The following is a 23,855-nucleotide window of genomic DNA, read 5'->3' as shown; positions in this document are numbered from 1 at the left end:
CCCACGGGACAGGACCTAGTGGCCGCTGGTCGCCTTGAGTCCGATCACGGCGACCAGCAGCAGGGACACGAAGAAGATCCGGGCGGCGGTGACGGGCTCCCCCAGCACGACCATCCCGAGCACCGCCGCCCCGGCCGCGCCGATCCCCACCCAGACGCCGTAGGCGGTACCGATGGGCAGGGAACGGGCGGCGTACGACAGCAGGAGCATGCTGGCGACGATCCCGGCGCCGGTGAGCACACTGGGCACGAGCCGGGTGAAACCGTCGGTGTACTTCATGCCGATCGACCAGCCGACTTCGAGCAGACCGGCGAGGACGAGCAGGACCCAGGCCATGGGGCACCTCCGAGACGCGAGCGTTCAGACTTCACGGGTGCGTCGTCTTTGCGTACGTCACGTACATCCCGGTACGGCGCGTCTCGTCGGGCGCCTTCAAAGCTAGCAAAGGAACGACAAAAAAGGGCTGGTGACGATGGTCACCAGCCCCTTTCGGTCAATCTTTCAGAGGTACAGGCCGGTCGTGTCCTCCGAACCCTCGAACCGGTCCGCCGCCACCGCGTGCAGGTCGCGCTCGCGCATCAGGACGTAGGCCACGCCCCGCACCTCGACCTCGGCCCGGTCCTCCGGGTCGTACAGGACCCGGTCGCCCGGCTCCACGGTCCGCACGTTCTGCCCCACCGCGACGACCTCCGCCCACGCCAGGCGCCGGCCCACCGCCGCCGTCGCGGGGATCAGGATCCCGCCGCCGGAGCGGCGCTCGCCCTCGCTGGCGTCCTGCCGTACGAGGACACGGTCGTGGAGCATCCGGATGGGAAGCTTGTCGTGCTGGGGACCGCTCTGGTCGCTTCTGTTACCGCTCACGCCTCGAACCTACCTGCCTTCGCCGTACGGGAGGGCTACCGGGTGGCTCCTCACGCCTTCCGTCGCCGGCCGCTCAGCGCGAGCAGGCCGACCACACCGACCACGACGAGCGCCACCGGCACGACCCGCTCCAGACGCGGCGCGCCGTCCTCGTCCACGAACTCCGCCTTGATGTCCGTCACGACCCGGTTGACCTGGACATAGGCTTTGCCGAGGGTGTGGTCCACGTTGGCGACGACCTTGGCCCTGGCGTCCCCGACGATGGTCTTCGGGTGCACCCGCACCCCGATCTCGTCCAGCGTCTCGGCCAGCTTCGCACGGCGGGCCTTGATGTCCGCCTCGATCTGCGCCGGGGTTCTGGTGTCCGACGTGTCCGCCACGGTGAGGCCTCCGAAGTCAGCCGATACGTTGTTGCCGATATCTGTTCTGGACAGTCTGTCAGCTCTGCCCGCGACCGCACTGTCAGGACCCCCGGTTACGCTGGACCGATGAGCGAGCGACTCCAGCCCGGGGACGTGGCCCCCGCCTTCACCCTCCCCGACGCCGACGGCAACGAGGTGTCCCTGTCGGACCACAAGGGCCGCAAGGTCATCGTGTACTTCTATCCGGCGGCCCTGACCCCCGGCTGCACCAAGCAGGCCTGCGACTTCACGGACAACCTCGGCCTCCTGGCCGACGCCGGCTACGACGTCCTCGGCATCTCCCCGGACAGCCCCGAGAAGCTCGGCAAGTTCCGCGAGAAGGAGTCCCTGAAGGTCACCCTCCTGGCCGACCCCGAAAAGACGGCACTCGACGCGTACGGGGCCTTCGGCGAGAAGAAGAACTACGGCAAGACCTACCTCGGCGTGATCCGCTCCACGATCGTGGTCGACGAGGAGGGCAAGGTCGCCCACGCCTTCTACAACGTCCGCGCGACGGGTCACGTGGCCAAGATCATCAAGGACTTGGGGATCTGAGACCCCCCGTTCCCACCGCCTGACGGCCCGCGTCGGAGAACCCGATGCGGGCCGCTCCACATTCCGGGCGTGACGGTCCGATAAACGGTTCGTTACTCCGTACGGGCCACGAACGGGTGGCCGGATACGGAGGGGGTTCCGGATGGGCACGAGCGCGTACAGCAGGGAGCGGCTGGAGGAGGCGGCTCAGGGGGCGCGGACGTTGTCGGAGGCTTGCGGGAGGCTGGGGGTGGAGCCGGGGAGCCCCACGCGGAAGTACGTCCGAGAGCGCATGAGGAAGCTGGGCATCGACACCTCGTACTTCGAGCGGGAGGCCGTGAAGTGGACGAAGGAGATCCTGGAGTCCGCAGTAGCCGCCTCGACGAACATGAGCGAGGTCTTGCGGCATCTCGGGCTGGAGGTGGTGGGCGGGCACCACACGCACATCAGCCGCCGGATCAAGGCATACGGCCTCGGCACCTCGCACTTTCAGGGGCAGACGCGGCGCGGCAAACCGTGGCGGCCCCGGACACCCGAAGGCCTGCTTGTCGAGCAGCCTGCCGTCACCGCCCGGCGCATCCCCAGCGACAGACTGAAGTGGGCGATGACGACCACGGGAGTGGCCGAACAATGCGCCCTGTGCGGAACAGAGGCGATCTGGCGAGACCGGCCACTGCCGCTGGAGGTCGATCACATCGACGGGGACTGGCGGAACAACCGCATCGAGAATCTGCGCTTTCTGTGCCCCAACTGCCATTCGACAAAAGACAGTTACCGGGGCCGCGGCAAGGGGCGCACCCAAGGCGGTGCCCTGTGAGCAAATGGTGCAGGCTGCCCCGGCCCGCGTCGCAAGAATTGCGCGAGGCCGTCACCGAGTCGGTCTCCGTCGCCGGGGTGCTGCGCTGCCTGGGGCGTCCGGACACCGCGACGCAGCGCGCACTGCTGCGTGAGTGGATCGCCGAGGAGAACCTGACGACGGCACACTTCCTGGGGCAGGCGCATCAAAGGGGCGGACCCGGCACCGTCCCGCTCAGGCGCGCCGCGGACATCCTGGTCCAGCACGACAGCACAAGGCGGACGCGAACGCATCTGCTGCGCAGAGCGCTGCTGGAAGTGGGCGTACCGGAGAAGTGCGCCGACTGCGGCGTGGGCCCCGAGTGGCTCGGCAGGCCCATGACCCTGGAGGTCGACCACATCAACGGGGACTGGAGCGACGACCGGCGGGAGAACCTGCGGTTGCTGTGTCCCAACTGCCATGCGGTCACGAGCACCTGGTGCCGCGGCGGACGCGCACGTTCCCTCCGGCCGACACCACCCGACCGGTAACATGGCGGCGTATGCGGCCGTGGCGGAATTGGCCTACGCGCAGCACTTAGGATGCTGTGGGAGAAATCCCTTGAGGGTTCGAGTCCCTCCGGCCGCACGCCTTTGATTCGAAGGCCCGCCCTCACCGGGCGGGCCTTCGGCGTCAGCCCAGCAGCTCCCGCACCACCGGCACCAACCCCCGGAACGCCTTCCCCCGGTGGCTGATCGCGTTCTTCTCCTCCGCCGTCAGTTCCGCGCAGGTGCGGGTCTCGCCGTCCGGCTGGAGGATCGGGTCGTAGCCGAAGCCGTTCGTGCCGGTGGGGGTGTGGCGCAGGACGCCGAGGAGGCGGCCCTCGACCACGCGTTCCGTGCCGTCGGGGAGGGCCAGGGCCGCCGCGCAGGCGAAGTGGGCGCCGCGGTGGGGGTCCGCGATGTCGGAGAGCTGGGCCAGCAGGAGATCCAGGTTGGCCCTGTCGTCCCCGTGCCGTCCCGACCAGCGGGCGGAGAAGATGCCCGGGGCGCCGTTCAGGACGTCCACGCAGAGGCCGGAGTCGTCGGCGACGGCCGGGAGGCCGGTGGCCCGGGCGAGGGCGTGGGCCTTGAGGAGGGCGTTCTCGGCGAACGTCACTCCGGTTTCCTTGACGTCGGGGATCTCCGGGTAGGCGTCCGCGCCGACGAGGTCGTGCGGGAGACCTGCGTCGGCGAGGATCGACCTGAGTTCGGTGATCTTTCCGGCGTTGCGGGTGGCGAGGATCAGGCGGGTCATGCTCCCAGTATCCCGAGCCCCGCCACCGGGTCCCGCCACCGGTCGTTACGGCGTGCAGACCTTCGTCAGCTCGCCCGCCGCGTCGGTGACCGGGCTGAGGTCGGGGGTGGCATCGCCGTTGTCCACCGCCGTACGGACGTTCTTCACGGCCGTACTCAGGTCGTCGACCGCCTTGTTGACGTCGGTGTTGTCCGTCTTGTCGCCGATCTGGTCGAGGTCGCTCTCGATGGAGGTGAGGGACTCGTCGAGCTGGGTCGGGTCGTTCGACGCGTTCTCCACGGCCTGCTGGAGGTCGGTGACGCTGTCGGCGATGGTGTCGGCGGTCTGGACGCAGTCCAGGGCCTTGTCGACGGCGTCGCAGCCGGTCACCGTGAAGCCCAGGGTGAGGGCGACGGCCGCGGCGCTCGCGGCGATGGCGGTACGGCGGCCTCGGCCCCGGTGTCGGCGGCTCGCGGACATGGCCATTGCTGTGTTCCTCCCCGTTGGACTGCGGTGCGTACTGGCCAAGACGCCGTGGTGCGCGGTGGGGTTGCCACCACGCACCACTTCTCTTGGTACGCCCTTTACTTTTCGAGGACGGTATCAAGTGCCGTGCGCTGGAGGGCAGTCAATTCCCGGCAGCCGGAGACGGCGAGGTCCAGCAGGGAGTTGAGTTCCTCGCGGGCGAACGGTTCGGCCTCGGCGGTGCCCTGGACCTCGACGAAGCGGCCGTCGCCGGTGCAGACGACGTTCATGTCGGTCTCGGCCTTGACGTCCTCCTCGTAGCGGAGGTCGAGGAGCGGGACGCCGCCGACGATGCCGACGGAGACGGCGGAGACCGTGCCGACGAGGGGCTGGCGGCCGGCCCGGATCAGCTTCCTGCCCTGGGCCCAGGCGACGGCGTCGGCGAGGGCGACGTACGCGCCGGTGATGGCGGCGGTGCGGGTGCCGCCGTCGGCCTGGAGGACGTCGCAGTCGAGGACGATGGTGTTCTCGCCGAGCGCCTTGTAGTCGATGACGGCGCGCAGGGAGCGGCCGATGAGGCGGGAGATCTCGTGGGTGCGGCCGCCGATCCTGCCGCGGACGGACTCGCGGTCGCCGCGGGTGTTGGTGGCGCGGGGGAGCATGGAGTACTCGGCGGTGACCCAGCCCTCGCCGCTGCCCTTGCGCCAGCGGGGGACGCCTTCGGTGACGGAGGCGGTGCAGAAGACCTTGGTGTCGCCGAAGGAGATGAGGACCGAGCCCTCTGCGTGCTTGCTCCAGCCGCGTTCGATGGTGACGGGGCGGAGCTGTTCGGGGGTGCGGCCGTCGATGCGTGACATGGCGCCGAGCCTAGCCGTACGGCGGGAAGGGGCTCCTCCCATGGCGGGAGAAGCCCCTCACAGGTGACGCGGGGCGGTCACATCATGTCTTCGATCTCCGCGGCGATCGGGTCGGCGTCGGTGCCGATGACGACCTGGATGGCGGTGCCCATCTTGACGACGCCGTGGGCGCCGGCGGCCTTGAGGGCGGCGTCGTCGACGAGGGTGGGGTCGGAGACCTCGGTGCGCAGGCGGGTGATGCAGCCCTCGATCTCCTCGATGTTGTCGATGCCGCCGAGTCCGGCGACGATCTTCTCTGCCTTGGTGGCCATGTCGGTCTCCTCACGCACAGGTGGCCCAGCTTCGCGAGCGATTGTGTCGTGCGTACCGAAGGATGACGTCACAGCAACCCGATCGACAGCAACCCAATCGTCCGTAACTGGTCTACACCACCTGACAGGCGGTCGCCAACCCATGAGCGATTACAGGAGCGCCGGTATCAAGGCCTCCCCCGCACGCCGGAAGGCATAGCGCACGCGCAGTGGGTTCCTTATGCGTTCTTCATCTGCTACAACATGGTCTACACCACTGAGTGGTGTAGACCATCACCCAGATGGAGGAACCATGACCACCGCCACCGCGCCATCGGCGGCCCCCGCGAAGAAGCGGGGATCCGGCCTGCTCCAGGGCCTGCAGAAGGTCGGCCGCAGCCTTCAGCTCCCCATCGCCGTGCTCCCGGCGGCGGGCATCCTGCTCCGCCTCGGGCAGGCGGACGTGCAAGAGAAGCTTCACCTGCCCGACAAGGTCACGGCGGTGTTCGGCACGGCCGGCGGCGCCATCTTCGACAACCTCCCGATGCTGTTCTGCATCGGCGTCGCCATCGGTTTCGCCAAGAAGGCGGACGGCTCGACCGCCCTCGCCGCGCTGGTGGGCTTCCTGGTCTACGCCAATGTGCTGAAGGCGTTCCCGGTCACCGAGGCGAAGGTCCAGGCGGGCGCCGACATAGCCGCGACGTACAACAACCCCGGGGTCTTCGGCGGCATCCTGATGGGTCTGCTCTCGGCGGTGCTGTGGCAGCGGTACCACCGCAAGAAGCTGGTCGACTGGCTCGGCTTCTTCAACGGCCGCCGGCTGGTGCCGATCATCATGGCGTTCGTCGGCACGCTCATGGGCGTCTTCTTCGGGCTGGTCTGGAAGCCGGTCGGCGAGGGCATCTCGGACGTCGGCGAGTGGGTCACCGGTCTCGGTGCCTTCGGTGCCGGGCTGTTCGGTCTGATCAACCGCGCGCTGATCCCGGTCGGCATGCACCAGTTCGTGAACTCGGTCGCCTGGTTCCAGCTCGGTGACTTCAAGGAGGCCTCCGGCGACATCGTCCACGGCGACCTCACCCGCTTCTTCGCCGGGGACCCGACCGCCGGTCAGTTCATGTCGGGCTTCTTCCCGATCATGATGTTCGGTCTGCCGGCCGCCGCGCTCGCCATCGCGCACACCGCCCGCCCGGAGCGCCGCAAGGCCGTGCTGGGCATGATGGTCTCGGTCGCGCTGACCTCGTTCGTGACCGGTGTGACCGAGCCGATCGAGTTCTCGTTCATGTTCATCGCGCCGCTGCTGTACGCCATCCACGCGGTGCTCACCGCCCTGTCCATGGCGGTCACCTGGGCGCTCGGCGTGCACACCGGCTTCACGTTCTCGGCGGGCTTCATCGACTACGCCCTGAACTGGAACCTGGCCACCAAGCCCTGGCTGATCATCCCGATCGGGCTGGTGTTCGGGGCGATCTACTACTTCGGGTTCCGCTTCGCCATCACGAAGTTCAACCTCCCCACCCCGGGCCGGGAGCCCGAGGAGGAGATCGAGGACCTCACCAAGGCGTAAGCCGCGTCCCCCACGGCGCGTGCCGTACGGAGAAGGCCCCGGAGCAGTGTGCTCCGGGGCCTTCCCGTCTGCCGTGCGCCTGAACCTCGTACGGCAGGGGTGCGGATCTAGATCTCGTACGACACCCTCGGCGCCGCCAGTTCCACCGGGCCGTCGAAGACCTCCCGGGCGTCGGCGAGGTTGACCTGGGGGTCGGTCCACGGGGGGATGTGTGTCAGCACGAGGCGTCTCGCGCCGGCCCGGGCCGCCGTCTCGCCGGCCTCGCGGCCGTTGAGGTGGAGGTCGGGGATGTTCTCCTTGCCGTGGGTGAAGGCGGCCTCGCACAGGAAGAGGTCGGTGTCGCGGGCGAGTTCCTCCAGGGCCGGGCTGAGGCCGGTGTCTCCGGAGTAGGTGAGCGACCGCCCGCCGTGCTCGACGCGGATGCCGTACGCCTCGACGGGGTGGGCCACGCGTTCGGTGTGCACGGTGAACGGGCCGATGTCGAAGGTGGACGGCTTGACCGTGTGGAAGTCGAAGACCTCGCTCATCGAGGAGGCGGAGGGGGTGTCGGCGTAGGCCGTGGTCAGGCGGTGTTCGGTGCCTTCCGGGCCGTAGACCGGGATGGGGTCGCAGCGCCCGCCGTCGTGGCGGTAGTAGCGCGCGACGAAATAGGCGCACATGTCGATGCAGTGGTCGGCGTGCAGATGACTCAGGAAGATCGCGTCGAGGTCGTAGAGACCGCAGTGGCGCTGCAGCTCGCCGAGGGCGCCGTTGCCCATGTCGAGAAGCAGCCTGTAGCCGTCGGCCTCGACGAGGTAGCTCGAGCAGGCCGATTCCGCGGACGGGAACGACCCCGAGCAGCCGACGACGGTGAGCTTCATAAAGCAGAAACCTCCGCTGGCGGGATATGAAAGTGATTCGAGGGATATGGGGCGACGGGGGTCGTGCGGTTTGTCGAGCGTAAGGCGCAAAACCCCGGGTCGCTCCTCCGCCAGGGGCTGTTGTGGGCGAACTCACCTGTGCTGTCACCGGTTCGGCTGGACCAGGGGTGTGTGAGGCGTGAACGAGGGCGCGCGATGCCGTGCGCACGCCGGTAACGTCGTCCCATGGACACGTCCTGGTGGCTCGCGCTCGCGGCGGTGACACTGCTGGCGCTGGTCGCCGCGCTCGTGGACGGCTGGGGGCGCGGGCGGCGTCCCGAGGGGCGCCGGACCCGGCCGCCGGGACGGCCCGCGCGGGGGCGCGGGGGCCGGGGGCGGCCGCAGCCGGCCGAGATCTGGTGGGCGAACGTGCCCTACGAGGACGGGCCCGGGCAGAAGGACAGGCCGTGTCTGGTGCTGGGGGTGCGGGGCGAACGGGTGACGGTCGCGAAGATCACCAGCAGATACCGGGACGGGCGGGCGGGGGTGATCCCGCTGCCGCCGGGCGCGGTGGGTGACGCGCGGGGACGGCCGAGCTTCCTGGAGACGGACGAGCTGCGGCAGGTGCCGGTGGCGGACTTCCGGCGCCGGGTGGGCGTGATGGACCCGGTGCTGTGGGACCAGGTCCGACATCTGGCGACCTGAGCCCCCTCACCCGGCGGTCACCCGGACGGTGACGGTCCATTCCTGGATGCCCTTGCAGGAGACCTGGCTCGGTCCGGTGGGTGTGGCGCACAGCGGGCGGGTCGCGCTGAGGCGGGTGGTGCCTGCGGTGACCGCGTCGTAGGCGGCGAGCGCGTCGCCCGGCAGCACGACGATCCCCGCGTTGGTGGGCTTCAGCACGTCGTCGCCCTTGAGGGCGACGGCCGACCAGGGGCGTTCCCTGGTGCCGTCGAGGTTCAGCCGGAGCTGTCCGCCGACGGTCAGACAGAAGGTGCGGCCGTCGTCGGCGGCGGTGAGCTCGGCGGGCGGGGTGGCCGTGCAGTCCTCGTCGGTGGCCGCCGCCGAGGTGGGCGGGGGTGCCGCGGCGCCGTCGCTGTCGGTGCCGCAGCCGGCGAAGGCGAGCGTCAGCACCACGAGGGCGAGGGCGGTGGAACGGGTCGTACGGCGCATGGGGGACTCCTTTCTCCCCCTTCGACGTACCACCCGTACACCCGGATCCGTGCCGGGCGTACGGGTGATATGCGCGATATGGGTGGTACGGGTGGTACGGGTGGTACGGGTGGTACGGGTGGTACGGGTGGTACGGGTCAGGGTCAGCTGGTGGTGACGGCCGTGTCGTCGAGGACGAAGCTGGTCTGGAGGCTGGAGTCCTCGACCCCGCTGAACTTCAGGGTGACCGTGGAGCCCGCGTAGGCGGACAGGTCGAGGGACTTCTGGGCGTAGCCGGTGGCCGCGTTGAGGTTGGAGTAGGTGGCCAGGGTGGTCGAGCCCGCCGTGACGGTGAGCTTGTCGTACTGCGTGCTGGTGGAGGTCTCGGCGGTGTCGATGTGCAGGTAGAAGGTGAAGGTCGCCTTGCAGCCGCTCGGGACGGTCACCGCCTGGGAGAGCGTGTCGGTGTGCGAGGAGCCGTAGCCGTCCAGCCAGGCGTAGTAGGAGCCGGCGTGGGCGGACTCGCTGCTGGAGTTGGTGATGACGCCGGAGCTGGCGGTCCAGGTGGTGTTGCCGGACTCGAAGCCGGGGTTGCCGAGCAGCTGGGCGGAGGTGCAGGTGGAGCTGGAGGAGCCGACGGTCCAGGTGAAGGAGGCCGAGCCGGAGGCGCCGGTGGAGTCGGTGGCGGTGACGGTGACCTGGTAGGTGCCCGCGGTGGACGCCGTACCGGAGATCAGGCCGGTGGAGCTGCCGATGGACAGGCCGGTGGGCAGGCCGGAGGCGCTGTAGGTGAGGGTGGCGCCCGCGCTGTCACTGGCACTGATCTGCAGGCTCGCCGAGCCGCCGGTCGTCGTCGACCGGCTGCCGGGGTTGGTGACGGTCACCGTGTTGCCGGTGCTGGTGCCGGCGGTGAAGGCGGTGGTGCCGTTGGGGGTGCCCCAGCCGGTCGGGCCGTCGTAGCCGGTGGTCGCGGTGCAGAAGTACGAGGTGGAGCAGGAGCCGTTGCTGCCGCTGGTGACGTCGTACAGGTTGCCGGTGTGGGAGTAGGGGTACTTCGCCGGGTAGTCGCTGGAGCCCGGGGTGCCGGCGAGGGCGTAGACGCCGGCGATGATCGGGGCGGAGGCGCTGGTGCCGCCGTAGACCGCCCAGCCGGAGCCGCCGTAGGTGTCGTAGACGGCGACGCCGGTGGCCGGGTCGGCGACGGCGGAGACGTCGGACTCCATGCGCTTGGTGCAGCCGGTGTCGGTCTGCCAGCTCGGCTTGGCGTCGTACGCGGAGCAGCCGGAGCCGGTGCCCTCGGTGCTGGAGGTCTTCCACACGGACTCGGTCCAGCCGCGTGAGCTGGAGGAGGTGGACAGGGCGGTGCCGCCGACGGCGGTGACGTACTGGGAGGTGGCGGGGTACTCGGCGCCGTAGCCGGAGTCTCCGGCGCTCACCGTGATGGCGACGCCGGGGTGCTTGAAGTAGGAGGTGTCCTCGCTGGTCTGGGAGGAGGACTCGTCGCCGCCCCAGCTGTTGGAGACGAACTTGGCGCCGAGGGCGACGGCCTCGTTCTCGGCGGTGCCGAGGTCGGAGTCGGTGGCGGAGTTCGCCTCGACGAGGGTGATGTTGCAGTTGGGGCAGACGGCGCTGACCATGTCGATGTCGAGGGCCTCCTCGCCGGCCCAGCCGCTGTCGTTGGTGGGCAGCGAGGTGGTGGAGCCGGTCTGGCTGACCTGCTTGAAGCAGCCGTTGGCCTTGGTGCAGGCGGACAGGCCGTAGGTGGAGCGGTAGGTGGCGAGGTCGGACTCCGCGTTGGGGTCGTTGTAGGCGTCGACGACGGCGACGGTCAGTCCGGAGCCGCCGGTCGAGGGCAGGTTGTAGGCGCTGTGCAGGTTGGCGGGGCTGAGGCCGGAGGGTGCGGCGGCCGCGGCGGCGAGGGCACTGGCGAGGCGCTGCTTGATGTCGGTGCGGCGCTGGGCGAAGCAGGCGGCGTGGCCGGGGGCCGCGGTGGAGCACAGGTGGGTGGTGGGGACCTTCTGGCCGGCCGTGCCGGTGGCGTGGAAGGTCTGGCGGCCGGGGGCGGTGAGGGCCTTCGCGTTCTGGGTGGTGCGGGAGGTGTGCGCCACCGGCTGGGCGCCGGCCGCGGGGGCCGCGAGGAGTCCGGCGACGGTGAGGGTGAGGGCGGGGACGGCGACGCTCAGGAGTCTTCGCAGGCGTGACTCACGCATGGGTACTGCCTCCATCGGGAGTGGGGATCTCGTATGGGGTGCAGGCACGTGACGCGCGTAGCGGCGGACGATGGCGCGGTCATGAGCATGACACTCACGGGGATGGATGGGACTGCGGGCAGAACGTAGACCCGCCGGACCGGTTACCGGCAGTACCCCCGGGCGTTCTTTGCCGCCCCATCAACAGCGTTTAGCCCCCTCATAGGAGGGGGCTGGCGCGTGGTTGAGGAGCCCTATGCCCAGAGCTGACCCTGGAGCGTCTCGATGGCCTCCTCGGTGGTGGCCGCCGTGTAGACACCGGTGGAGAGGTACTTCCAGCCGCCGTCCGCGACGACGAACACGATGTCCGCGCTCTCCCCCGCCTTGACGGCCTTCTTCCCGACGCCGATCGCGGCGTGCAGCGCGGCGCCCGTGGAGACACCGGCGAAGATGCCCTCCTGCTGGAGGAGTTCACGGGTGCGGGTCACGGCGTCCGCCGAGCCGACCGAGAACCGGGTGGTGAGGACGGAGGCGTCGTACAGCTCCGGTACGAAGCCCTCGTCGAGGTTGCGCAGGCCGTACACCAGGTCGTCGTAGCGCGGTTCGGCGGCGACGATCCTCACGTCCGGCTTGTGCTCGCGCAGATAGCGGCCGACGCCCATCAGGGTGCCGGTGGTGCCGAGGCCCGCCACGAAGTGGGTGACGGAGGGCAGGTCGGCGAGGATCTCCGGGCCGGTCGTCGCGTAGTGGGCGCCCGCGTTGTCCGGGTTGCCGTACTGGTAGAGCATCACCCAGTCGGGGTGCTCGGCGGCGAGTTCCTTGGCGACGCGCACGGCGGTGTTGGAGCCGCCCGCGGCCGGGGAGGAGATGATCTCGGCGCCCCACATCGCGAGCAGGTCCCGGCGCTCCTGCGAGGTGTTCTCGGGCATCACGCACACGATGCGGTAGCCCTTGAGCTTGGCCGCCATGGCGAGCGAGATGCCGGTGTTGCCGCTCGTCGGCTCGAGGATGGTGCAGCCGGGCGTGAGCCGGCCGTCCTTCTCCGCCTGCTCGACCATGTGCAGGGCGGGGCGGTCCTTGACCGAGCCGGTGGGGTTGCGGTCCTCCAGCTTGGCCCAGATACGGACGTCGGCGGACGGCGACAGCCGCGGCAGGCGCACCAGAGGGGTGTTGCCCACCGCGGCCAGCGGGGAGTCGTAACGCATGCCGGGTCTGCCGGCCTAGGCCATGCCGCCGGCCACGGCCGGCAGGATCGTCACGGTGTCGCCGTCGGACAGCTTGGTGTTGATGCCGTCGACGAAGCGGACGTCCTCGTCGTTCAGGTAGACGTTGACGAAGCGGCGCAGCTTGCCCTCGTCCACGATCCGGGCGTGGATGCCCGCGTGCCGGGTCTCGAGGTCGTTGAAGAGGTCGGCGAGGGTGTCACCGCTGCCCTCCACCGCCTTCTGACCGTCGGTGTACTGGCGGAGGATGGTGGGGATGCGGACCTCGATGGCCATGGCTCAGGGCTCCTGTCGGAAGGAAGGTGTGGCTGCGCGGGATACGTGCGTGGTGAGACATCGCCGCGGCTCACGGCCGTACGGCGGCAGGGGACCGCGTCAACAGATGGCGCTGGCCAGCCTGCACAGGTCGACGTGCAGCCGCGCCACGAGCAGGGCGCCCGGCGTCTTCTCGCTCACGTCGTTCAGAACCATGGGCTCATCGTATCGATTCCCGTCCCGGCTTCCGGAATGTGATCCCACATGGTGGACGGAATCGGGCCGGTGCGTGAGACCGGTCAGGCGGAACGGCGGCGGACCAGCCGGGTCGGTACCACGACCGACGCCTCGGGGCCGGTGTGCTCGAACAGCAGCCGGGCCATGAGACGGCCCATCTCCGGCACGTCCTGGTGGACGGTCGTCAGCGGCGGGTCGGTGGTCTCGGCGATGGACGTCAGATCGTCGAAGCCGACCACGGCCACGTCCTCCGGCACCCGCCGCCCGCGCTCGCGCAGGGTCTGCAGGGCTCCCGAGGCCATGAAGTCGGAGGCGACGAAGACCGCGTCCAGATCGGGCCGGCGGTCCAGCAGGGCGGCCATCGCCCCGGCACCGCCCTCCCGGCTGTAGTCGGCCTTCTGTACGAGGTCGGACGGGGCGTCGGGCAGGACGTCCCGGTAGCCGGCGAGCCGGTCGGCGGCGGAGGTCTCCTGGTCGTAGGGTCCCGCGACGGTCGCGATCCGGCGGCGGCCGAGGCCGGCCAGATGCCGGACGGCCAGCCGGGCTCCCCCGCGGTTGTCGCCGTCGACGTACGCGTGCCCGGGGACGGTGGCGCCCTCGCGCAGCAGGGGGCGGCCGCCGAAGACGGCGGGGATGTCGAGCCGGTCCATCATCGTGTGGAGGCGGTCGCCGGGGCGCAGCGAGAACAGCACGGCGCCGTCGACATGGCCGCCGGCGAGATAGGCGGCCACGCGCGCGTGGTCGTCCGGTTCCTCCAGGAACAGCAGGACGGCCTGGGCGCCGTGCACGGCGAGCTCGCGGCGCACCCCGCGCAGGAGCAGGTCGAAGAAGGGGTCGAGGAAGAGCCGGCCCTCGGGCGGGGCCGCGACGACCGCGATGGCGTCGGTACGGCGGGTGACCAGCTGGCGGGCGGCCTGGTTGGGGACGTACCCCAGCTCGCCGATCACCTCGGTGACCCGCGCGATCACCTCGGCGCTCACCCGGGCCTCCCCGTTCACCACCCGCGAGACGGTGGACCGCGACACCCCCGCCCGCCGTGCGACGTCTTCGAGCGTGGGGCGCCGGGCGTTCGTCCGCTGGGTCAACACCGTCTCCGTGAGCATGGTTCGGGGGGGGAAGCGCTTACTGGAACGGTAGCCGTCGAGGCGGGCGGGCGGAGGGCGATCAGTGGGCCTCGACGATCCGGACCTCCTCCTCGGTGACCTCGCCCTCCACGATGCGGAAGGAGCGGAACTGGAAGTCGCCGAGGCCGTCGGTGTCGCGGGTGGAGACGAGGACGTAGTGGGCGCCGGGTTCGTTGGCGTAGGAGATGTCCGTGCGGGAGGGGTGGGCCTCGGTGGCGGTGTGGGAGTGGTAGATGACCACCGGCTCCTCGTCGCGGTCGTCCATCTCGCGGTAGAGCTTGAAGAGGTCCCCGGAGTCGAACTCGTAGAACGTGGGTGACATCGCCGCGTTCAGCATGGGGATGAAGCGCTCGGGGCGGTCGGAGCCGGCCGGCCCGGCGACGACGCCGCACGCCTCGTCGGGGTGGTCCTTGCGCGCGTGGGCGACGATCTGGTCGACGAGGGCCTGGGTGATGGTCAGCATGCTCGTCAGGATAGACAGAGGGGCCGTTCCGTACCGGGGTGCGGTACGGAACGGCCCACATGGCGGACGCCCTGAGCGGCAGCCGCAGCGGGGCGCCACGAGTGCTCCCTGCGACCGGACGTCCTGGAGTGGATCGGTGGCTCCGGTCTCCGGTCAGCCGGTCTTCTCGAGCTCCGGCTCGCGGCGGCTCGTGACCTCCGGGTTGCGGCTCTTGAGGACCGCCCAGCCGACACCGAGCGCGGCGGCCCAGCCGGCCATCACGTACAGGCAGATCCGGGAGTCGGCGTCGTAGGCGATCAGGCAGGTGACGAAGAGCAGGAAGACGATGGCCACCCAGCTGAACTTCGCGCCGCCCGGCGCCGGGAAGGCGGAGGCCGGCAGCCGGCCCGCGTCGACCGCGCGGCGGTAGAGGACGTGGCTGATCAGGATCATCAGCCAGGTCCAGATGCCGGCCGCGGTGGCGACGGAGGTCACGTAGGCGAAGGCCTTCTCCGGGACGACGTAGTTGAGGACCACGCCGATGCCCATGAAGAGGACCGAGACCGTGATGCCGAAGGCCGGGGTCTTGGTGGCGGACAGCTTGCGGAAGACCGCCGGGGCCTCGCCGCTGTCGGCCAGATTGCGCAGCATGCGGCCGGTGGAGTACATGCCGGAGTTGCAGGAGGACAGGGCCGCGGTGAGGACGACGAAGTTGACGATGCCGGCGCCGGCCGGGATGCCGATCTTCGCGAAGGCCTCGACGAACGGCGAGACGCCCGGGGCGAACTCGGTCCACTTCACGACGCAGAGGATGACGGTGAGCGCGCCGACGTAGAACAGGGCGATGCGCCACGGAAGGGTGTTGATGGCCTTCGGGAGCGTCTTCTCCGGGTTCTCGGACTCGCCCGCCGTGACACCGACCAGCTCGACCGCGAGGTAGGCGAACATCACGCCCTGGAGGGTCATCAGGGAGGAGCCGATGCCCTTGGGGAAGAAGCCGTCGAACTGGTAGAGGTTCGCGACCGAGGCGGTGTCACCGGCGCTGCTGAAGCCGAAGGTCAGCACGCCGAGGCCGATGACGATCATGCCGATCAGGGCGGTGACCTTGACCATCGAGAACCAGAACTCCAGCTCGCCGAAGAGCTTCACGGAGATCAGGTTGACCCCGAAGAGGATCACCAGGAAGACCAGGGCGGTCACCCATTGCGGGACGGCCGGGAACCAGTAGTTGACGTAGATCGCGGCGGCTGTCAGCTCGGCCATGCCGGTGACGACCCACATCAGCCAGTACGTCCAGCCGGTGAAGTAGCCGAAGAACGGGCCGAGGAATTCGCGGGAGTACTCCGCGAAGGAGCCCGAGACCGGGCGGTACAGCAGCAGTTCGCCGAGCGCCCGCATGATGAAGAAGACGATCGCGCCGGCGAGGGCGTACATGAGGATGAGGCTGGGACCGGCCTTGGCGATGTTCGCGCCGGCACCCAGGAAGAGCCCGACGCCGATGGCGCCGCCGATCGCGATCATCTGGACCTGGCGACTGCCGAGTCCGCGTTCGTACCCCTCTTCGGGCGCCGTACCGGCGCCGTTGCCGTCCGTGTCGACCTGAGCGGAGGTCATGTGTGTGGTGCGCCTTTCTCCATGCCGACCCGGGCCTCTCGTCGGCCTCGGATCGGGTTTCGATCCCCCCGGATGATGGAGCGGTTGCCTGGCCGATGGTGGTCGGCTCGGTGGCGCACCCGGCCGAACATTCGGGTGGTGTTCGCCGGGCGGTCGTGAAGATTTATCACGCCTGCAACAGTGATCGACCGAGGATCATGTGGCACACGACACGAGAAGAAGCGGACGAACGCGACACGAAGAGGACACTCCCGGCCGTCGCGGTGATGCGATCGTTATCCGGATTTGAGCGTCCTCTGAGCGAACAAAAGCGACAAGGAATGCGGACGAACTACGGCATAAGGGTGGTCACCAAGGTCTCCTGGAGCCCTCCCAGCCACAGGTACGCCATCACCATCGGCTTGCGCGGGTCCTCGTCCGGCAGCCGGTAGAGGAGGTCGGTGTCGTCCTCGTCGGTGATCTCCAGCCGCGCCCCGATCGCCAGCCGCAGGTCGTTGAGCGCGCCGAGCCACTGCCGGGACTCCCCCGGCGCGAGCTTGAGCACCGCGCCGCCCTCGCCGGCCGCCTCGGAGGCCAGCGCGTCCAGGGTGCGGACCACCGCGAGGGCGTTCTCGCGCTTGCCGGCCCTGAGGTCGTTCTCGGTGTAGCGGCGGAACTCGGCCGAGTGCGCCTTCTGCTCGTCCGCCTGCCGCGGGCCCGGGGTGCCCTCCGGGTCGGTGTAGGCGTCCGGGAACAGCCGGCGGAGCACCGGGTCGGCGGGGGGCTCGCTCGGGCCCTCCGCGAAGAGCTCGGCGAGCGGGTCGTCGGAGGCGTCCTCGGCGGGGCCGGGGCCGATCAGTTCCAGCAGCTGTACGGCCAGCGACCGGATGATGGAGATCTCGACGTCGTCGAGCGCGACGGCCGCGCCGCCGCCGGGAAGCGGTTCGAAGTGTCCAGGCATCAGTGAGGAGGCTACTTCCGGTCCTGCTGAAGGGTGGCCCACAGCCCATAGCCGTGCATGGCCTGCACGTCGCGTTCCATCTCCTCGCGAGAGCCGCTGGAGACGACCGCCCGGCCCTTGTGGTGGACGTCGAGCATGAGCTTGGTGGCCTTGTCCTTGGTGTAGCCGAAGTACGTCTGGAAGACGTACGTCACATAGCTCATGAGGTTGACCGGGTCGTTGTGGACGATGGTGACCCAGGGGACGTCCGGCTCGGGGACGGCGTAGACCTCCTCCGCCGACTCGGTGCGTTCGATCTCAAGGGGAGCGGGTGACGTCACAAGGCCCATGCTGCCACGGGGCCCACAAATCGTCACACTGACGCAAAGGGGTGTAGCATCTGTCGACATGAACACAGCGGACCTTGGGCTGCCGGTGGACGTCCCCTCTACGGCGCTCTTCACGGACCAGTACGAGCTGACCATGCTGCAGGCCGCGCTCAAGGCCGGGACGGCCGAGCGGCGCAGCGTGTTCGAGGTCTTCACCCGGCGACTGCCGGAGGGGCGGCGCTACGGCGTCGTCGCGGGCACCGGGCGGGTCCTGGACGCGGTCGAGAACTTCCGCTTCGACCAGGACGTCCTGCGCTTCCTGCGGCGCCGCTCGATCGTCGACGACGAGACGCTGGACTGGCTCGCCGCCTACCGCTTCTCGGGTGACGTCCGGGGCTACCCGGAGGGCGAGGTCTACTTCCCCGGGTCGCCGATCATGCGGGTCGAGGGCTCCTTCGCCGAGTGCGTGATGCTGGAGACGGTGATCCTGTCCATCCTCAACCACGACTCCGCGATCGCGGCGGCCGCGTCCCGGATGTCCTCGGCCGCCGGCGGCCGGCCGCTGATCGAGATGGGCGCCCGCCGCACCCATGAACTGGCCGCGGTCGCCGCGAGCCGCGCCGCGTACGTCGGCGGCTTCACCTCCACCTCCGACCTGGCCGCCGGTTTCCGCTACGGCATCCCGACCGTCGGCACCAGCGCCCACGCCTTCACCCTGCTGCACGACAGCGAGCGGGACGCCTTCCGGGCCCAGGTGGACTCCCTCGGCGGCGGCACCACCCTGCTCGTCGACACCTACGACGTCGCCGAGGCCGTCCGTACGGCGGTGGAGGTGGCCGGGCCCGAGCTGGGCGCCGTCCGCATCGACTCCGGCGACCTGCTGCTGGTCGCCCACCGGGTGCGCCAGCAGCTCGACGCCCTGGGCGCCACCGGCACCCGGATCATCGTCACCTCCGACCTCGACGAGTACGCCATCGCCTCGCTGGCGGCGGCGCCCGTGGACGCGTACGGCGTGGGGACGCAGCTGGTGACCGGGTCCGGGCATCCCACCTGCTCGATGGTCTACAAGCTGGTCGCGCGCGCCGAGTCCGCCGATCCGAAGGCGCCGCTGGTGCCGGTCGCGAAGCGGTCGACCGGCGGCAAGACGTCCATCGGCGGCCGCAAGTGGGCGGCCCGGCGGCTGGACGTGGACGGGGTCGCCGAGGCCGAGGTCATCGGCACCGGCGCGGTACCGGCCGGGCTCGCGGACCGGCAGCTGCTGGTGGAGCTGGTCAGGGACGGTGCCGTGGTCGGCCGCGAGCCGCTGGACGCCGTACGCGACCGCCACACGGCGGCCCGCGCCAACCTGCCCCTGTCGGCCACCCAGCTCTCCCGGGGGGAGCCGGTGCTGGCGACGGAGTACCTCCAGGAGCGCTAGCCGTCCGCCGCCGGGGGCGGGGCTCTGTTGCCGGGGGCGGAAAATCTCTACGCTTGCTTACTTCACCCTCTGTCGAAGGACACCGACCATGCGCCGCGCCTTGATCGTCGTAGACGTGCAGAACGACTTCTGCGAGGGGGGCAGCCTCGCGGTGGCCGGGGGTGCCGATGTCGCCGCCGCGATCACCGAGCTGATCGGGCAGGCCCCCGCCGGGTACCGGCATGTCGTGGCCACCCGGGACCACCACATCGCGCCCGGCGGCCACTTCGCCGACAACCCCGACTTCGTCCGGTCCTGGCCCGCGCACTGCGTCGCCGGCACCGAGGGGGTCGGCTTCCACCCGAACTTCGCCCCCGCGGTCGCCTCCGGCAGCATCGACGCCGTCTTCGACAAGGGGGCCTACGCGGCCGCGTACAGCGGGTTCGAGGGCGCCGACGAGAACGGCGTCACGCTGGGCGACTGGCTGCGGGCCCGGCAGATCGACGAGGTCGACGTCGTCGGGATCGCCACGGACCACTGCGTCCGGGCGACCGCGCTGGACGCGGTCCGCGAGGGCTTCCGTACGACGGTCCTGCTCGACCTGACCGCCGGCGTGGCCCAGTCGACCACCGAACGCGCCCTGGAGGAGCTGCGCACGGCCGGGGTGGACCTGACGGGCAAGCCGGTCGTGGCCTGACGCGGCACTAGGTCGCGCGGGGGCGGCCGTTCCAGCGGATCAGGACGGTCGCGGCCGTGAGGGCCAGGACGGTCAGCGCGGCAGGCACCAGGTCGTCGGCCGTGTCGCCGCGCCACAGCCGGGCGTTGCCGAGCCAGGCCACCGGGAGGTCCAGGAGGAAGAGGCCCAGCCCGGTCGGCCAGTAGCGGCGGTGGGACTTCTCCCGCAGGCCGGAGACGATCAGGACGGCGGGGACGACGAGCAGCAGCAGCGTCACCAGGGTCCGGTTCGGACGGGGGTCGAAGGCCTCACCGCCCGGGATGAACAGGGCCACCGCGGTCAGGACCAGCCCGAGCACGATCCGGCCGGTGCCGGGGCGGCTCTGCCTGCGAGGGGCGGGGGGCGTGGCGGGCGGTGCCGTGGGCCGGGTCGGAGCAGGGGCCGTGGCCGGCATCGCTGCCGCTGCCGGTGGCGTGGCGATCCGGCGCGCCGCCGCGTTGGTCGCCGTCGTCGTGCCGTCCAGGGCGTAGACGAACAGCGCGATGCCGTTCTCGGCGGCGTACGCGATCGCCGTGGCGGCGTAACTGCTGCCCGTGAAGAACAGCAGGTCCTTGTCCATGGCCCGGCCGCGCGCGCCGAACAGGCGCTGGAGCTCGGGCCGGCCCACGGCCGCCCCCTGGTACTTCACCTGCCCCAGCGCCCGCCGCGACCGCACGTCGACCCCGCCGTCGCTTCCGCCCGGCTGGGCCCGGGCGTCCTCGTACCCCCAGTGCCGCATCCAGGCGGCGGCATTGTACTCGGCGTCCTGCCAGGACTGGATCTGACGTCTGGCAGGCAGGGTGTTTTCGCTTGTCACAGCCATGAAGTATCGCCGACGGGGTCCCGGGCGATGCTAGGCGGCCGCCCCCCGGAGCAGTGCTCTGATCGGTCTCCAGAGTTCCGGGACCGTCGTCGGGACAGCGTTGTCGGGGGTCGTCCGCCAGATCAGGCCGTCCGGGTGGTGGAGTACGGCGGTGATCTCGTCCGGGGTCGGCGGGGCCGCGTTGCCGCGGAGGTAGACGGCGCGCAGGCCGAGGTTGCGGAGCCTGGTCAGGGCCCTCGCCCGGTTATGGGCGTGGACCAGGACACGGACGGCGGCGTCCGGGTCCGCGGTGCCCGGGCTGGGCAGGTTCAGGGCCACCACGACCCTGCCGTTCGGCAGCTTGCAGAAGCCTCCTGCGGCCATGCGGTCACACCCCCGTGCGAGTCGGTATCAAGGTCGGCGTCAATAACGGAGTCACAGGACGCACCTAAACACGACCGGCGGCAACCCGCCAAGGGGTTGCCGCCGATACGCTTCTGACCTGCGGTTTCTCAGATCACTTCGCCGCGGGGCCGACCTTCACCGTGATCGTCGAGCCGTCCTTGGGCTCGCTGACGATCTTGATGGAGGTGTTGGTGTCAGTGACCTTGACGCCCGCGAGCGGGTTCGTGGCGTCGTAGTAGGTCGACTTCCGGTCGTCGAAGACCGGGACACCCGGACGCGACTTGATCTTGGTCGCGACGTCCGCCTTGTGCAGCGTGATCGCGTCCGTCGGGTACAGGCTGAAGGTGGAGTCGTAGGCCTGGATGCGGTTGCGCATCAGCGTGCCGTCGGTCCACTTCAGGGCGGTCGGGTGCGAGTCGATCGGGAGGATCAGGCCCTCACCCGGGTGGGCGCTGGTGTTGTCGTCCGCCTGGGAGGTGTCCCACTTCCAGATCAGCAGACCGTTCTGGTACGCGTAGTGCTCCACCCAGTCCGGACGGGTCGTCGAGAAGCCGAAGTTGTACGGGCCGACCTTGAGGGTCTTGTCGTACGACACGTACTGGCGGTTCTCGGCGATGTAGTACTGCGCGTAGTCGTCCGTGATGGCCGAGCCGATGCGGGAGAACCCGTTCGCGGTCCAAGCGGCGTCCGCCGCCTCCGCGTTGTCGGAGAACAGGGTCGCGCCGTCGGCGGTCACCGTGATCTCGTCGGCCGCGAAGCCCTTCTGGGCCACGCCGCCGTCGGTGGCGTAGCGGAAGCGCAGGCTGATCTGCTTGCCGGCGTAGGCGTTCAGCGGGAACGTCAGCTTCTGGTAGGCGGCCACCGTGCCGGTGAGGGCGGGCTTGTCGCTGCCGTCACGCGGGATGGCGGTGCCGTCGGCGAGGGTGCCGTCGATCGGGGTGTAGCTGGCGCCGCCGTCGGTGGAGACCTCGGTGTAGAGGTAGTCGTAGTTCTGCTCGATGTCCCACCAGCCGTCCAGGGTGAGGGACGCGGAGGTCTTGCCGGTCAGGTCGACCGTGCGGGTCAGGGTGTTGCGCAGGTCGTCGCCGCTGCCGCTCCACCACTGGGTGGAGCCCTGCGCGGGGGCGACGACCTCGGTGGTGACCGTCTTCTCCGGGAGCTGCACCACGAGCGCCTGGGCGTTCTTGGTGTTGTACTCCGCCACGCCCAGCTTGTGGGTGGACTTCTTGCCGGCGAAGGCGACGTCGTAGTCGAGCCAGCCCAGCTGGAGCTTGTCCCAGGCGTTCATGTCGCCGGGCAGGTCGCCGATGGCCTCCTTGCCGGTGCCGAGCCAGGAACCGGAGGACATCAGGGTCCAGAAGCCGGTGGAGTTCTCGCCGCCGCCGGAGGTGTCGTACTCGTCCGGCAGGCCGAGGTCGTGGCCGTACTCGTGGGCGTAGACGCCCAGGCCGCCGTTCTCCGGCTGGATGGTGTAGTCGCCGACCCAGATGCCGGTGTCGCCGATCTGGGTGCCGCCGAGCTTGACGGTGTCCGGGCCGGTGGAGCCGGCGTCGGTGCCGAAGGCGTACCAGCGGTGGGCCCAGATGGCGTCCGCGCCCTGCGCGCCGCCGCCCGCGGACTCGTCCTCGCCGGCGTGCACGATCTGGAAGTGGTCGATGTAGCCGTCGGGCTCGTTGAAGTTGCCGTCGCCGTCGTAGTCGTAGCGGTCCCACTGGTCGAACCCGGCCAGCTCCGCCTTGATCTCGGCGGCCGTGTCACCGGCGGCCTCGCGCTGGGCGACCCAGGCGTTGACGCCGTCCTGGACGGCGTACCAGGCGCCGGTCGGGGCGTCGTTGGAGCCGTAACGGGCCTCGTTGTAGGGGACCTTGACCCAGTCCGTGACCTCGCCGTCGACCGAGTAGCGGCCCGAGGACTGCTTCTCGTAGTACTTCTTCAGCGACTCGGTCTTCTTGCCGGTGCCGAAGTACAGCTCCTGGAAGTGCGCCTGGTTGTAGTCCGCCTGCCAGGCCGTGGAGTTGTCCTTCGCGCGGTCCGGCGCGGCTATCTGGTTGTGCAGCGGGCCGGTGGTGCCGCCGTAGCGGGGGTCGACCTGGTCGCCGAACTCGACCAGGATCGTGAAGATCTTGTCGGTCTTCTCGCGGCCGAGTTCGACGTACTTGCTGTCGCCCTTGCGGCTGTCGAGCTTGACCACCTTGGAACCGTTGCGGTCCTTGACGGTGGCGTCGCCGGAGATGACCTGCTTGAGGGCCTCCTCGCGCTGGGCCTCCTGGGTCTTGCTGAGCGGGCCGTCGAAGTCGTGCTCCTTGGCCTTGGCCGGCTGCGGGTCCTGCCGGTCCACCGCCGCGCCTGTGCCACGCTCCGCGGCCTGTGCCACGGCGAACGTGGTGAACGTCGTCGTGGCCGCCGCGAGGGCGACGACCGTGGCGGCCGTTCTGAACGTCCAGGATCTACTGGTCACTTGATGTCCTCCCCTAACGCGCCCGTACGCGCGGAAAGGGGGGATCCCTGTCAAGGAAGGTCCGCGCGCTGTTATACGCGTGTAGTCAAGTGCCGCCATTTGACTACTGGTTTACGAGAAAAGACAGACCTTGACTTGGACAGATCAAGTGCATTATTGAGAGCCGGTGTTCGCATTACGGACACATGACTGTAACCCGAACGGGCGCGCAGGACCGTCCACTTGGTGGACGCCATGACTCCGTGCGCCCCCTGTGCACCGGCACCGTGGGTTAGGTCACGCTTACCGTTCGTTCCCCTCGGGCATGCAGGCCAATAGAGTCGAGCTCTCCCCCGCTTCCGAGGACACGATTGCCATGCCTCGTCCGACTGTCGCACAGCTCACGTACGGTTCCTGCACCGTCATCTTCTCGACGCTCGCCATGCTGCTGCTGTCACAGACGAGTTCGGGACCCGGGATCGCCGTCGTCGCCGTCGCCGCGCTCGCGCTCGGCGTGCTCGTCGCCCTGACGGTGCCGGTGACGCGGTCGTCGCCCGCCCCCGTGCCGCAACCGCGGCCGGAGCAGCAGGCGGTGCCCGAGCCGGTGCCGGTCCCCGTACCCGCCTCCGTGGCCGCAGCGCCCGAGCCCGTCCGAGAACCGGCACCCTGAACGAACGGCGTGAAGGAAGGGCCCGAGCCCGACGGCTCGGGCCCTCCTTCGTGCTGCGGGACCGTGCCCCGGCCGTGCACCGCGG

29 protein-coding genes, 1 tRNA gene and 1 riboswitch are annotated in these 23,855 nt (G+C 70.0%); of the genes, 9 read left to right on the top strand and 21 right to left on the bottom strand.

The window, feature by feature from the left end:
- Positions 1 to 15: 15 nt before the first annotated feature.
- The 3 genes from ABZ490_RS08685 to ABZ490_RS08675 form a co-directional block, all read right to left on the bottom strand.
- Entirely contained in the window at positions 16 to 336 is a 321-nt protein-coding gene (locus ABZ490_RS08685; protein WP_358986354.1) for an SMR family transporter, read from the bottom strand.
- 36 nt (positions 337 to 372) lie between these two features.
- Positions 373 to 453, bottom strand: a riboswitch (guanidine-III (ykkC-III) riboswitch).
- Between the two features lie 48 nt (positions 454 to 501).
- Positions 502 to 804: a co-chaperone GroES gene (locus tag ABZ490_RS08680; RefSeq protein WP_179123375.1), complete on the bottom strand. Its 303-nt coding sequence runs from the start codon at positions 802 to 804 to the stop codon at positions 502 to 504.
- Positions 805 to 911: 107 nt separating this feature from the next.
- Positions 912 to 1,241: a DUF3618 domain-containing protein gene (locus tag ABZ490_RS08675; protein ID WP_358986351.1), complete on the bottom strand. Its 330-nt coding sequence runs from the start codon at positions 1,239 to 1,241 to the stop codon at positions 912 to 914.
- A 108-nt stretch (positions 1,242 to 1,349) separates the two neighbouring features.
- On the opposite strand from ABZ490_RS08675, the gene bcp reads away from it, so the two are divergent.
- The 4 genes from bcp to ABZ490_RS08655 all read left to right on the top strand — a co-directional run bounded on the left by bcp (position 1,350) and on the right by ABZ490_RS08655 (position 3,219).
- Entirely contained in the window at positions 1,350 to 1,817 is a 468-nt protein-coding gene (bcp, locus tag ABZ490_RS08670; protein ID WP_358986349.1) for a thioredoxin-dependent thiol peroxidase, read from the top strand.
- Positions 1,818 to 1,959: 142 nt separating this feature from the next.
- Positions 1,960 to 2,613, top strand: a complete 654-nt coding sequence (locus ABZ490_RS08665; protein ID WP_358986346.1) for an HNH endonuclease signature motif containing protein — start codon at positions 1,960 to 1,962, stop codon at positions 2,611 to 2,613.
- Complete coding sequence (locus ABZ490_RS08660; RefSeq protein WP_358986343.1) at positions 2,610 to 3,122, top strand: HNH endonuclease; 513 nt, start codon at positions 2,610 to 2,612, stop codon at positions 3,120 to 3,122. Before ABZ490_RS08665 ends, ABZ490_RS08660 begins: the two co-directional genes overlap by 4 nt.
- Positions 3,123 to 3,135: 13 nt before the next feature.
- Positions 3,136 to 3,219 (top strand) — tRNA-Leu (locus ABZ490_RS08655).
- A 45-nt stretch (positions 3,220 to 3,264) separates the two neighbouring features.
- Here the strand turns inward: ABZ490_RS08655 and rdgB are convergent.
- From rdgB to ABZ490_RS08635, 4 genes are all read right to left on the bottom strand, one after another.
- Positions 3,265 to 3,867, bottom strand: coding sequence for an RdgB/HAM1 family non-canonical purine NTP pyrophosphatase (gene rdgB / locus ABZ490_RS08650; protein ID WP_358986340.1), 603 nt, complete (start codon positions 3,865 to 3,867; stop codon positions 3,265 to 3,267).
- Between the two features lie 45 nt (positions 3,868 to 3,912).
- Complete coding sequence (locus ABZ490_RS08645; RefSeq protein ID WP_358986766.1) at positions 3,913 to 4,326, bottom strand: hypothetical protein; 414 nt, start codon at positions 4,324 to 4,326, stop codon at positions 3,913 to 3,915.
- A 104-nt stretch (positions 4,327 to 4,430) separates the two neighbouring features.
- Positions 4,431 to 5,168, bottom strand: a complete 738-nt coding sequence (rph, locus tag ABZ490_RS08640) for a ribonuclease PH (RefSeq protein WP_358986336.1) — start codon at positions 5,166 to 5,168, stop codon at positions 4,431 to 4,433.
- Positions 5,169 to 5,245: 77 nt separating this feature from the next.
- Positions 5,246 to 5,479, bottom strand: coding sequence for a PTS glucose/sucrose transporter subunit IIB (locus ABZ490_RS08635; RefSeq protein ID WP_358986332.1), 234 nt, complete (start codon positions 5,477 to 5,479; stop codon positions 5,246 to 5,248).
- Positions 5,480 to 5,771: 292 nt separating this feature from the next.
- Here ABZ490_RS08635 and ABZ490_RS08630 point away from each other — a divergent pair, with 292 nt between their 5' ends.
- Entirely contained in the window at positions 5,772 to 7,022 is a 1,251-nt protein-coding gene (locus tag ABZ490_RS08630) for a PTS transporter subunit EIIC (protein ID WP_358986329.1), read from the top strand.
- A gap of 107 nt (positions 7,023 to 7,129) precedes the next feature.
- On the opposite strand, the gene ABZ490_RS08625 is transcribed toward ABZ490_RS08630, so the two are convergent.
- Positions 7,130 to 7,882 carry an MBL fold metallo-hydrolase gene (locus tag ABZ490_RS08625; RefSeq protein ID WP_358986326.1) on the bottom strand — a complete coding sequence of 251 codons (753 nt, stop codon included), beginning with the start codon at positions 7,880 to 7,882 and terminating at the stop codon, positions 7,130 to 7,132.
- A gap of 225 nt (positions 7,883 to 8,107) precedes the next feature.
- Between ABZ490_RS08625 and ABZ490_RS08620 the strand changes: the two genes are divergently transcribed.
- Positions 8,108 to 8,566: a type II toxin-antitoxin system PemK/MazF family toxin gene (locus tag ABZ490_RS08620; protein ID WP_358986323.1), complete on the top strand. Its 459-nt coding sequence runs from the start codon at positions 8,108 to 8,110 to the stop codon at positions 8,564 to 8,566.
- A gap of 6 nt (positions 8,567 to 8,572) precedes the next feature.
- Here ABZ490_RS08620 and ABZ490_RS08615 read toward each other — a convergent pair whose 3' ends face one another.
- From ABZ490_RS08615 to clpS, 10 genes are all read right to left on the bottom strand, one after another.
- Complete coding sequence (locus ABZ490_RS08615; protein ID WP_358986321.1) at positions 8,573 to 9,034, bottom strand: hypothetical protein; 462 nt, start codon at positions 9,032 to 9,034, stop codon at positions 8,573 to 8,575.
- A 143-nt stretch (positions 9,035 to 9,177) separates the two neighbouring features.
- Positions 9,178 to 11,223 (bottom strand): putative Ig domain-containing protein, encoded by a 2,046-nt coding sequence (locus ABZ490_RS08610; protein ID WP_358986318.1) that lies wholly within the window; start codon positions 11,221 to 11,223, stop codon positions 9,178 to 9,180.
- Positions 11,224 to 11,456: 233 nt separating this feature from the next.
- The gene (locus ABZ490_RS08605) at positions 11,457 to 12,407 is read right to left on the bottom strand and encodes a cysteine synthase (RefSeq protein ID WP_358986315.1); all 951 of its coding nucleotides are present in this window, start codon (positions 12,405 to 12,407) and stop codon (positions 11,457 to 11,459) included.
- A 15-nt stretch (positions 12,408 to 12,422) separates the two neighbouring features.
- Positions 12,423 to 12,701 (bottom strand): MoaD/ThiS family protein, encoded by a 279-nt coding sequence (locus tag ABZ490_RS08600; RefSeq protein ID WP_055638087.1) that lies wholly within the window; start codon positions 12,699 to 12,701, stop codon positions 12,423 to 12,425.
- Between the two features lie 99 nt (positions 12,702 to 12,800).
- Entirely contained in the window at positions 12,801 to 12,896 is a 96-nt protein-coding gene (locus tag ABZ490_RS08595) for a putative leader peptide (RefSeq protein ID WP_020132206.1), read from the bottom strand.
- An 83-nt stretch (positions 12,897 to 12,979) separates the two neighbouring features.
- Positions 12,980 to 14,020, bottom strand: a complete 1,041-nt coding sequence (locus ABZ490_RS08590; RefSeq protein WP_358986310.1) for a LacI family DNA-binding transcriptional regulator — start codon at positions 14,018 to 14,020, stop codon at positions 12,980 to 12,982.
- 61 nt (positions 14,021 to 14,081) lie between these two features.
- The gene (locus ABZ490_RS08585) at positions 14,082 to 14,504 is read right to left on the bottom strand and encodes a M67 family metallopeptidase (protein ID WP_358986307.1); all 423 of its coding nucleotides are present in this window, start codon (positions 14,502 to 14,504) and stop codon (positions 14,082 to 14,084) included.
- A 153-nt stretch (positions 14,505 to 14,657) separates the two neighbouring features.
- The gene (locus tag ABZ490_RS08580) at positions 14,658 to 16,097 is read right to left on the bottom strand and encodes an amino acid permease (RefSeq protein WP_358986304.1); all 1,440 of its coding nucleotides are present in this window, start codon (positions 16,095 to 16,097) and stop codon (positions 14,658 to 14,660) included.
- 331 nt (positions 16,098 to 16,428) lie between these two features.
- The gene (locus ABZ490_RS08575; RefSeq protein ID WP_358986301.1) at positions 16,429 to 17,037 is read right to left on the bottom strand and encodes a DUF2017 domain-containing protein; all 609 of its coding nucleotides are present in this window, start codon (positions 17,035 to 17,037) and stop codon (positions 16,429 to 16,431) included.
- A gap of 11 nt (positions 17,038 to 17,048) precedes the next feature.
- The gene (gene clpS / locus ABZ490_RS08570) at positions 17,049 to 17,366 is read right to left on the bottom strand and encodes an ATP-dependent Clp protease adapter ClpS (RefSeq protein ID WP_358986298.1); all 318 of its coding nucleotides are present in this window, start codon (positions 17,364 to 17,366) and stop codon (positions 17,049 to 17,051) included.
- A gap of 58 nt (positions 17,367 to 17,424) precedes the next feature.
- Here clpS and ABZ490_RS08565 point away from each other — a divergent pair, with 58 nt between their 5' ends.
- Together ABZ490_RS08565 and ABZ490_RS08560 are read left to right on the top strand one after the other, a co-directional pair.
- Entirely contained in the window at positions 17,425 to 18,762 is a 1,338-nt protein-coding gene (locus ABZ490_RS08565) for a nicotinate phosphoribosyltransferase (protein WP_358986295.1), read from the top strand.
- A gap of 88 nt (positions 18,763 to 18,850) precedes the next feature.
- On the top strand, positions 18,851 to 19,438 hold the full coding sequence (locus tag ABZ490_RS08560; RefSeq protein ID WP_358986292.1) for an isochorismatase family protein: 588 nt from the start codon (positions 18,851 to 18,853) through the stop codon (positions 19,436 to 19,438).
- A gap of 7 nt (positions 19,439 to 19,445) precedes the next feature.
- On the opposite strand, the gene ABZ490_RS08555 is transcribed toward ABZ490_RS08560, so the two are convergent.
- The 3 genes from ABZ490_RS08555 to ABZ490_RS08545 all read right to left on the bottom strand — a co-directional run bounded on the left by ABZ490_RS08555 (position 19,446) and on the right by ABZ490_RS08545 (position 23,121).
- Entirely contained in the window at positions 19,446 to 20,279 is an 834-nt protein-coding gene (locus tag ABZ490_RS08555) for a restriction endonuclease (protein WP_358986289.1), read from the bottom strand.
- 30 nt (positions 20,280 to 20,309) lie between these two features.
- Positions 20,310 to 20,642 carry a hypothetical protein gene (locus ABZ490_RS08550; RefSeq protein WP_358986286.1) on the bottom strand — a complete coding sequence of 111 codons (333 nt, stop codon included), beginning with the start codon at positions 20,640 to 20,642 and terminating at the stop codon, positions 20,310 to 20,312.
- A 133-nt stretch (positions 20,643 to 20,775) separates the two neighbouring features.
- Positions 20,776 to 23,121, bottom strand: a complete 2,346-nt coding sequence (locus ABZ490_RS08545; RefSeq protein WP_358986283.1) for an immune inhibitor A domain-containing protein — start codon at positions 23,119 to 23,121, stop codon at positions 20,776 to 20,778.
- Positions 23,122 to 23,476: 355 nt separating this feature from the next.
- On the opposite strand from ABZ490_RS08545, the gene ABZ490_RS08540 reads away from it, so the two are divergent.
- Entirely contained in the window at positions 23,477 to 23,770 is a 294-nt protein-coding gene (locus tag ABZ490_RS08540) for a hypothetical protein (RefSeq protein ID WP_358986280.1), read from the top strand.
- Positions 23,771 to 23,855: the final 85 nt, after the last annotated feature.

The sequence above is a fragment of the Streptomyces sp. NPDC005811 genome (assembly GCF_040630405.1).
Taxonomy (GTDB): domain Bacteria; phylum Actinomycetota; class Actinomycetes; order Streptomycetales; family Streptomycetaceae; genus Streptomyces.
Note: the sequence above shows the minus strand (reverse complement) of the source record. Positions and strands in the feature narration are given on the sequence as shown.

What these genes read in the sequence shown, in the direction of transcription:
- ABZ490_RS08685 (WP_358986354.1), bottom strand. Translation starts at nt 336, where the DNA reads ATGGCCTGGGTCCTGCTCGTCCTCGCCGGTCTGCTCGAAGTCGGCTGG.
- ABZ490_RS08680 (WP_179123375.1), bottom strand. Translation starts at nt 804, where the DNA reads ATGCTCCACGACCGTGTCCTCGTACGGCAGGACGCCAGCGAGGGCGAG.
- bcp (WP_358986349.1), top strand. Translation starts at nt 1,350, where the DNA reads ATGAGCGAGCGACTCCAGCCCGGGGACGTGGCCCCCGCCTTCACCCTC.
- ABZ490_RS08665 (WP_358986346.1), top strand. Translation starts at nt 1,960, where the DNA reads ATGGGCACGAGCGCGTACAGCAGGGAGCGGCTGGAGGAGGCGGCTCAG.
- rdgB (WP_358986340.1), bottom strand. Translation starts at nt 3,867, where the DNA reads ATGACCCGCCTGATCCTCGCCACCCGCAACGCCGGAAAGATCACCGAA.
- ABZ490_RS08645 (WP_358986766.1), bottom strand. Translation starts at nt 4,326, where the DNA reads ATGTCCGCGAGCCGCCGACACCGGGGCCGAGGCCGCCGTACCGCCATC.
- rph (WP_358986336.1), bottom strand. Translation starts at nt 5,168, where the DNA reads ATGTCACGCATCGACGGCCGCACCCCCGAACAGCTCCGCCCCGTCACC.
- ABZ490_RS08635 (WP_358986332.1), bottom strand. Translation starts at nt 5,479, where the DNA reads ATGGCCACCAAGGCAGAGAAGATCGTCGCCGGACTCGGCGGCATCGAC.
- ABZ490_RS08630 (WP_358986329.1), top strand. Translation starts at nt 5,772, where the DNA reads ATGACCACCGCCACCGCGCCATCGGCGGCCCCCGCGAAGAAGCGGGGA.
- ABZ490_RS08625 (WP_358986326.1), bottom strand. Translation starts at nt 7,882, where the DNA reads ATGAAGCTCACCGTCGTCGGCTGCTCGGGGTCGTTCCCGTCCGCGGAA.
- ABZ490_RS08620 (WP_358986323.1), top strand. Translation starts at nt 8,108, where the DNA reads ATGGACACGTCCTGGTGGCTCGCGCTCGCGGCGGTGACACTGCTGGCG.
- ABZ490_RS08615 (WP_358986321.1), bottom strand. Translation starts at nt 9,034, where the DNA reads ATGCGCCGTACGACCCGTTCCACCGCCCTCGCCCTCGTGGTGCTGACG.
- ABZ490_RS08610 (WP_358986318.1), bottom strand. Translation starts at nt 11,223, where the DNA reads ATGCGTGAGTCACGCCTGCGAAGACTCCTGAGCGTCGCCGTCCCCGCC.
- ABZ490_RS08605 (WP_358986315.1), bottom strand. Translation starts at nt 12,407, where the DNA reads ATGCGTTACGACTCCCCGCTGGCCGCGGTGGGCAACACCCCTCTGGTG.
- ABZ490_RS08600 (WP_055638087.1), bottom strand. Translation starts at nt 12,701, where the DNA reads ATGGCCATCGAGGTCCGCATCCCCACCATCCTCCGCCAGTACACCGAC.
- ABZ490_RS08595 (WP_020132206.1), bottom strand. Translation starts at nt 12,896, where the DNA reads ATGGTTCTGAACGACGTGAGCGAGAAGACGCCGGGCGCCCTGCTCGTG.
- ABZ490_RS08590 (WP_358986310.1), bottom strand. Translation starts at nt 14,020, where the DNA reads ATGCTCACGGAGACGGTGTTGACCCAGCGGACGAACGCCCGGCGCCCC.
- ABZ490_RS08585 (WP_358986307.1), bottom strand. Translation starts at nt 14,504, where the DNA reads ATGCTGACCATCACCCAGGCCCTCGTCGACCAGATCGTCGCCCACGCG.
- ABZ490_RS08580 (WP_358986304.1), bottom strand. Translation starts at nt 16,097, where the DNA reads ATGACCTCCGCTCAGGTCGACACGGACGGCAACGGCGCCGGTACGGCG.
- ABZ490_RS08575 (WP_358986301.1), bottom strand. Translation starts at nt 17,037, where the DNA reads ATGCCTGGACACTTCGAACCGCTTCCCGGCGGCGGCGCGGCCGTCGCG.
- clpS (WP_358986298.1), bottom strand. Translation starts at nt 17,366, where the DNA reads ATGGGCCTTGTGACGTCACCCGCTCCCCTTGAGATCGAACGCACCGAG.
- ABZ490_RS08565 (WP_358986295.1), top strand. Translation starts at nt 17,425, where the DNA reads ATGAACACAGCGGACCTTGGGCTGCCGGTGGACGTCCCCTCTACGGCG.
- ABZ490_RS08560 (WP_358986292.1), top strand. Translation starts at nt 18,851, where the DNA reads ATGCGCCGCGCCTTGATCGTCGTAGACGTGCAGAACGACTTCTGCGAG.
- ABZ490_RS08555 (WP_358986289.1), bottom strand. Translation starts at nt 20,279, where the DNA reads ATGGCTGTGACAAGCGAAAACACCCTGCCTGCCAGACGTCAGATCCAG.
- ABZ490_RS08550 (WP_358986286.1), bottom strand. Translation starts at nt 20,642, where the DNA reads ATGGCCGCAGGAGGCTTCTGCAAGCTGCCGAACGGCAGGGTCGTGGTG.
- ABZ490_RS08540 (WP_358986280.1), top strand. Translation starts at nt 23,477, where the DNA reads ATGCCTCGTCCGACTGTCGCACAGCTCACGTACGGTTCCTGCACCGTC.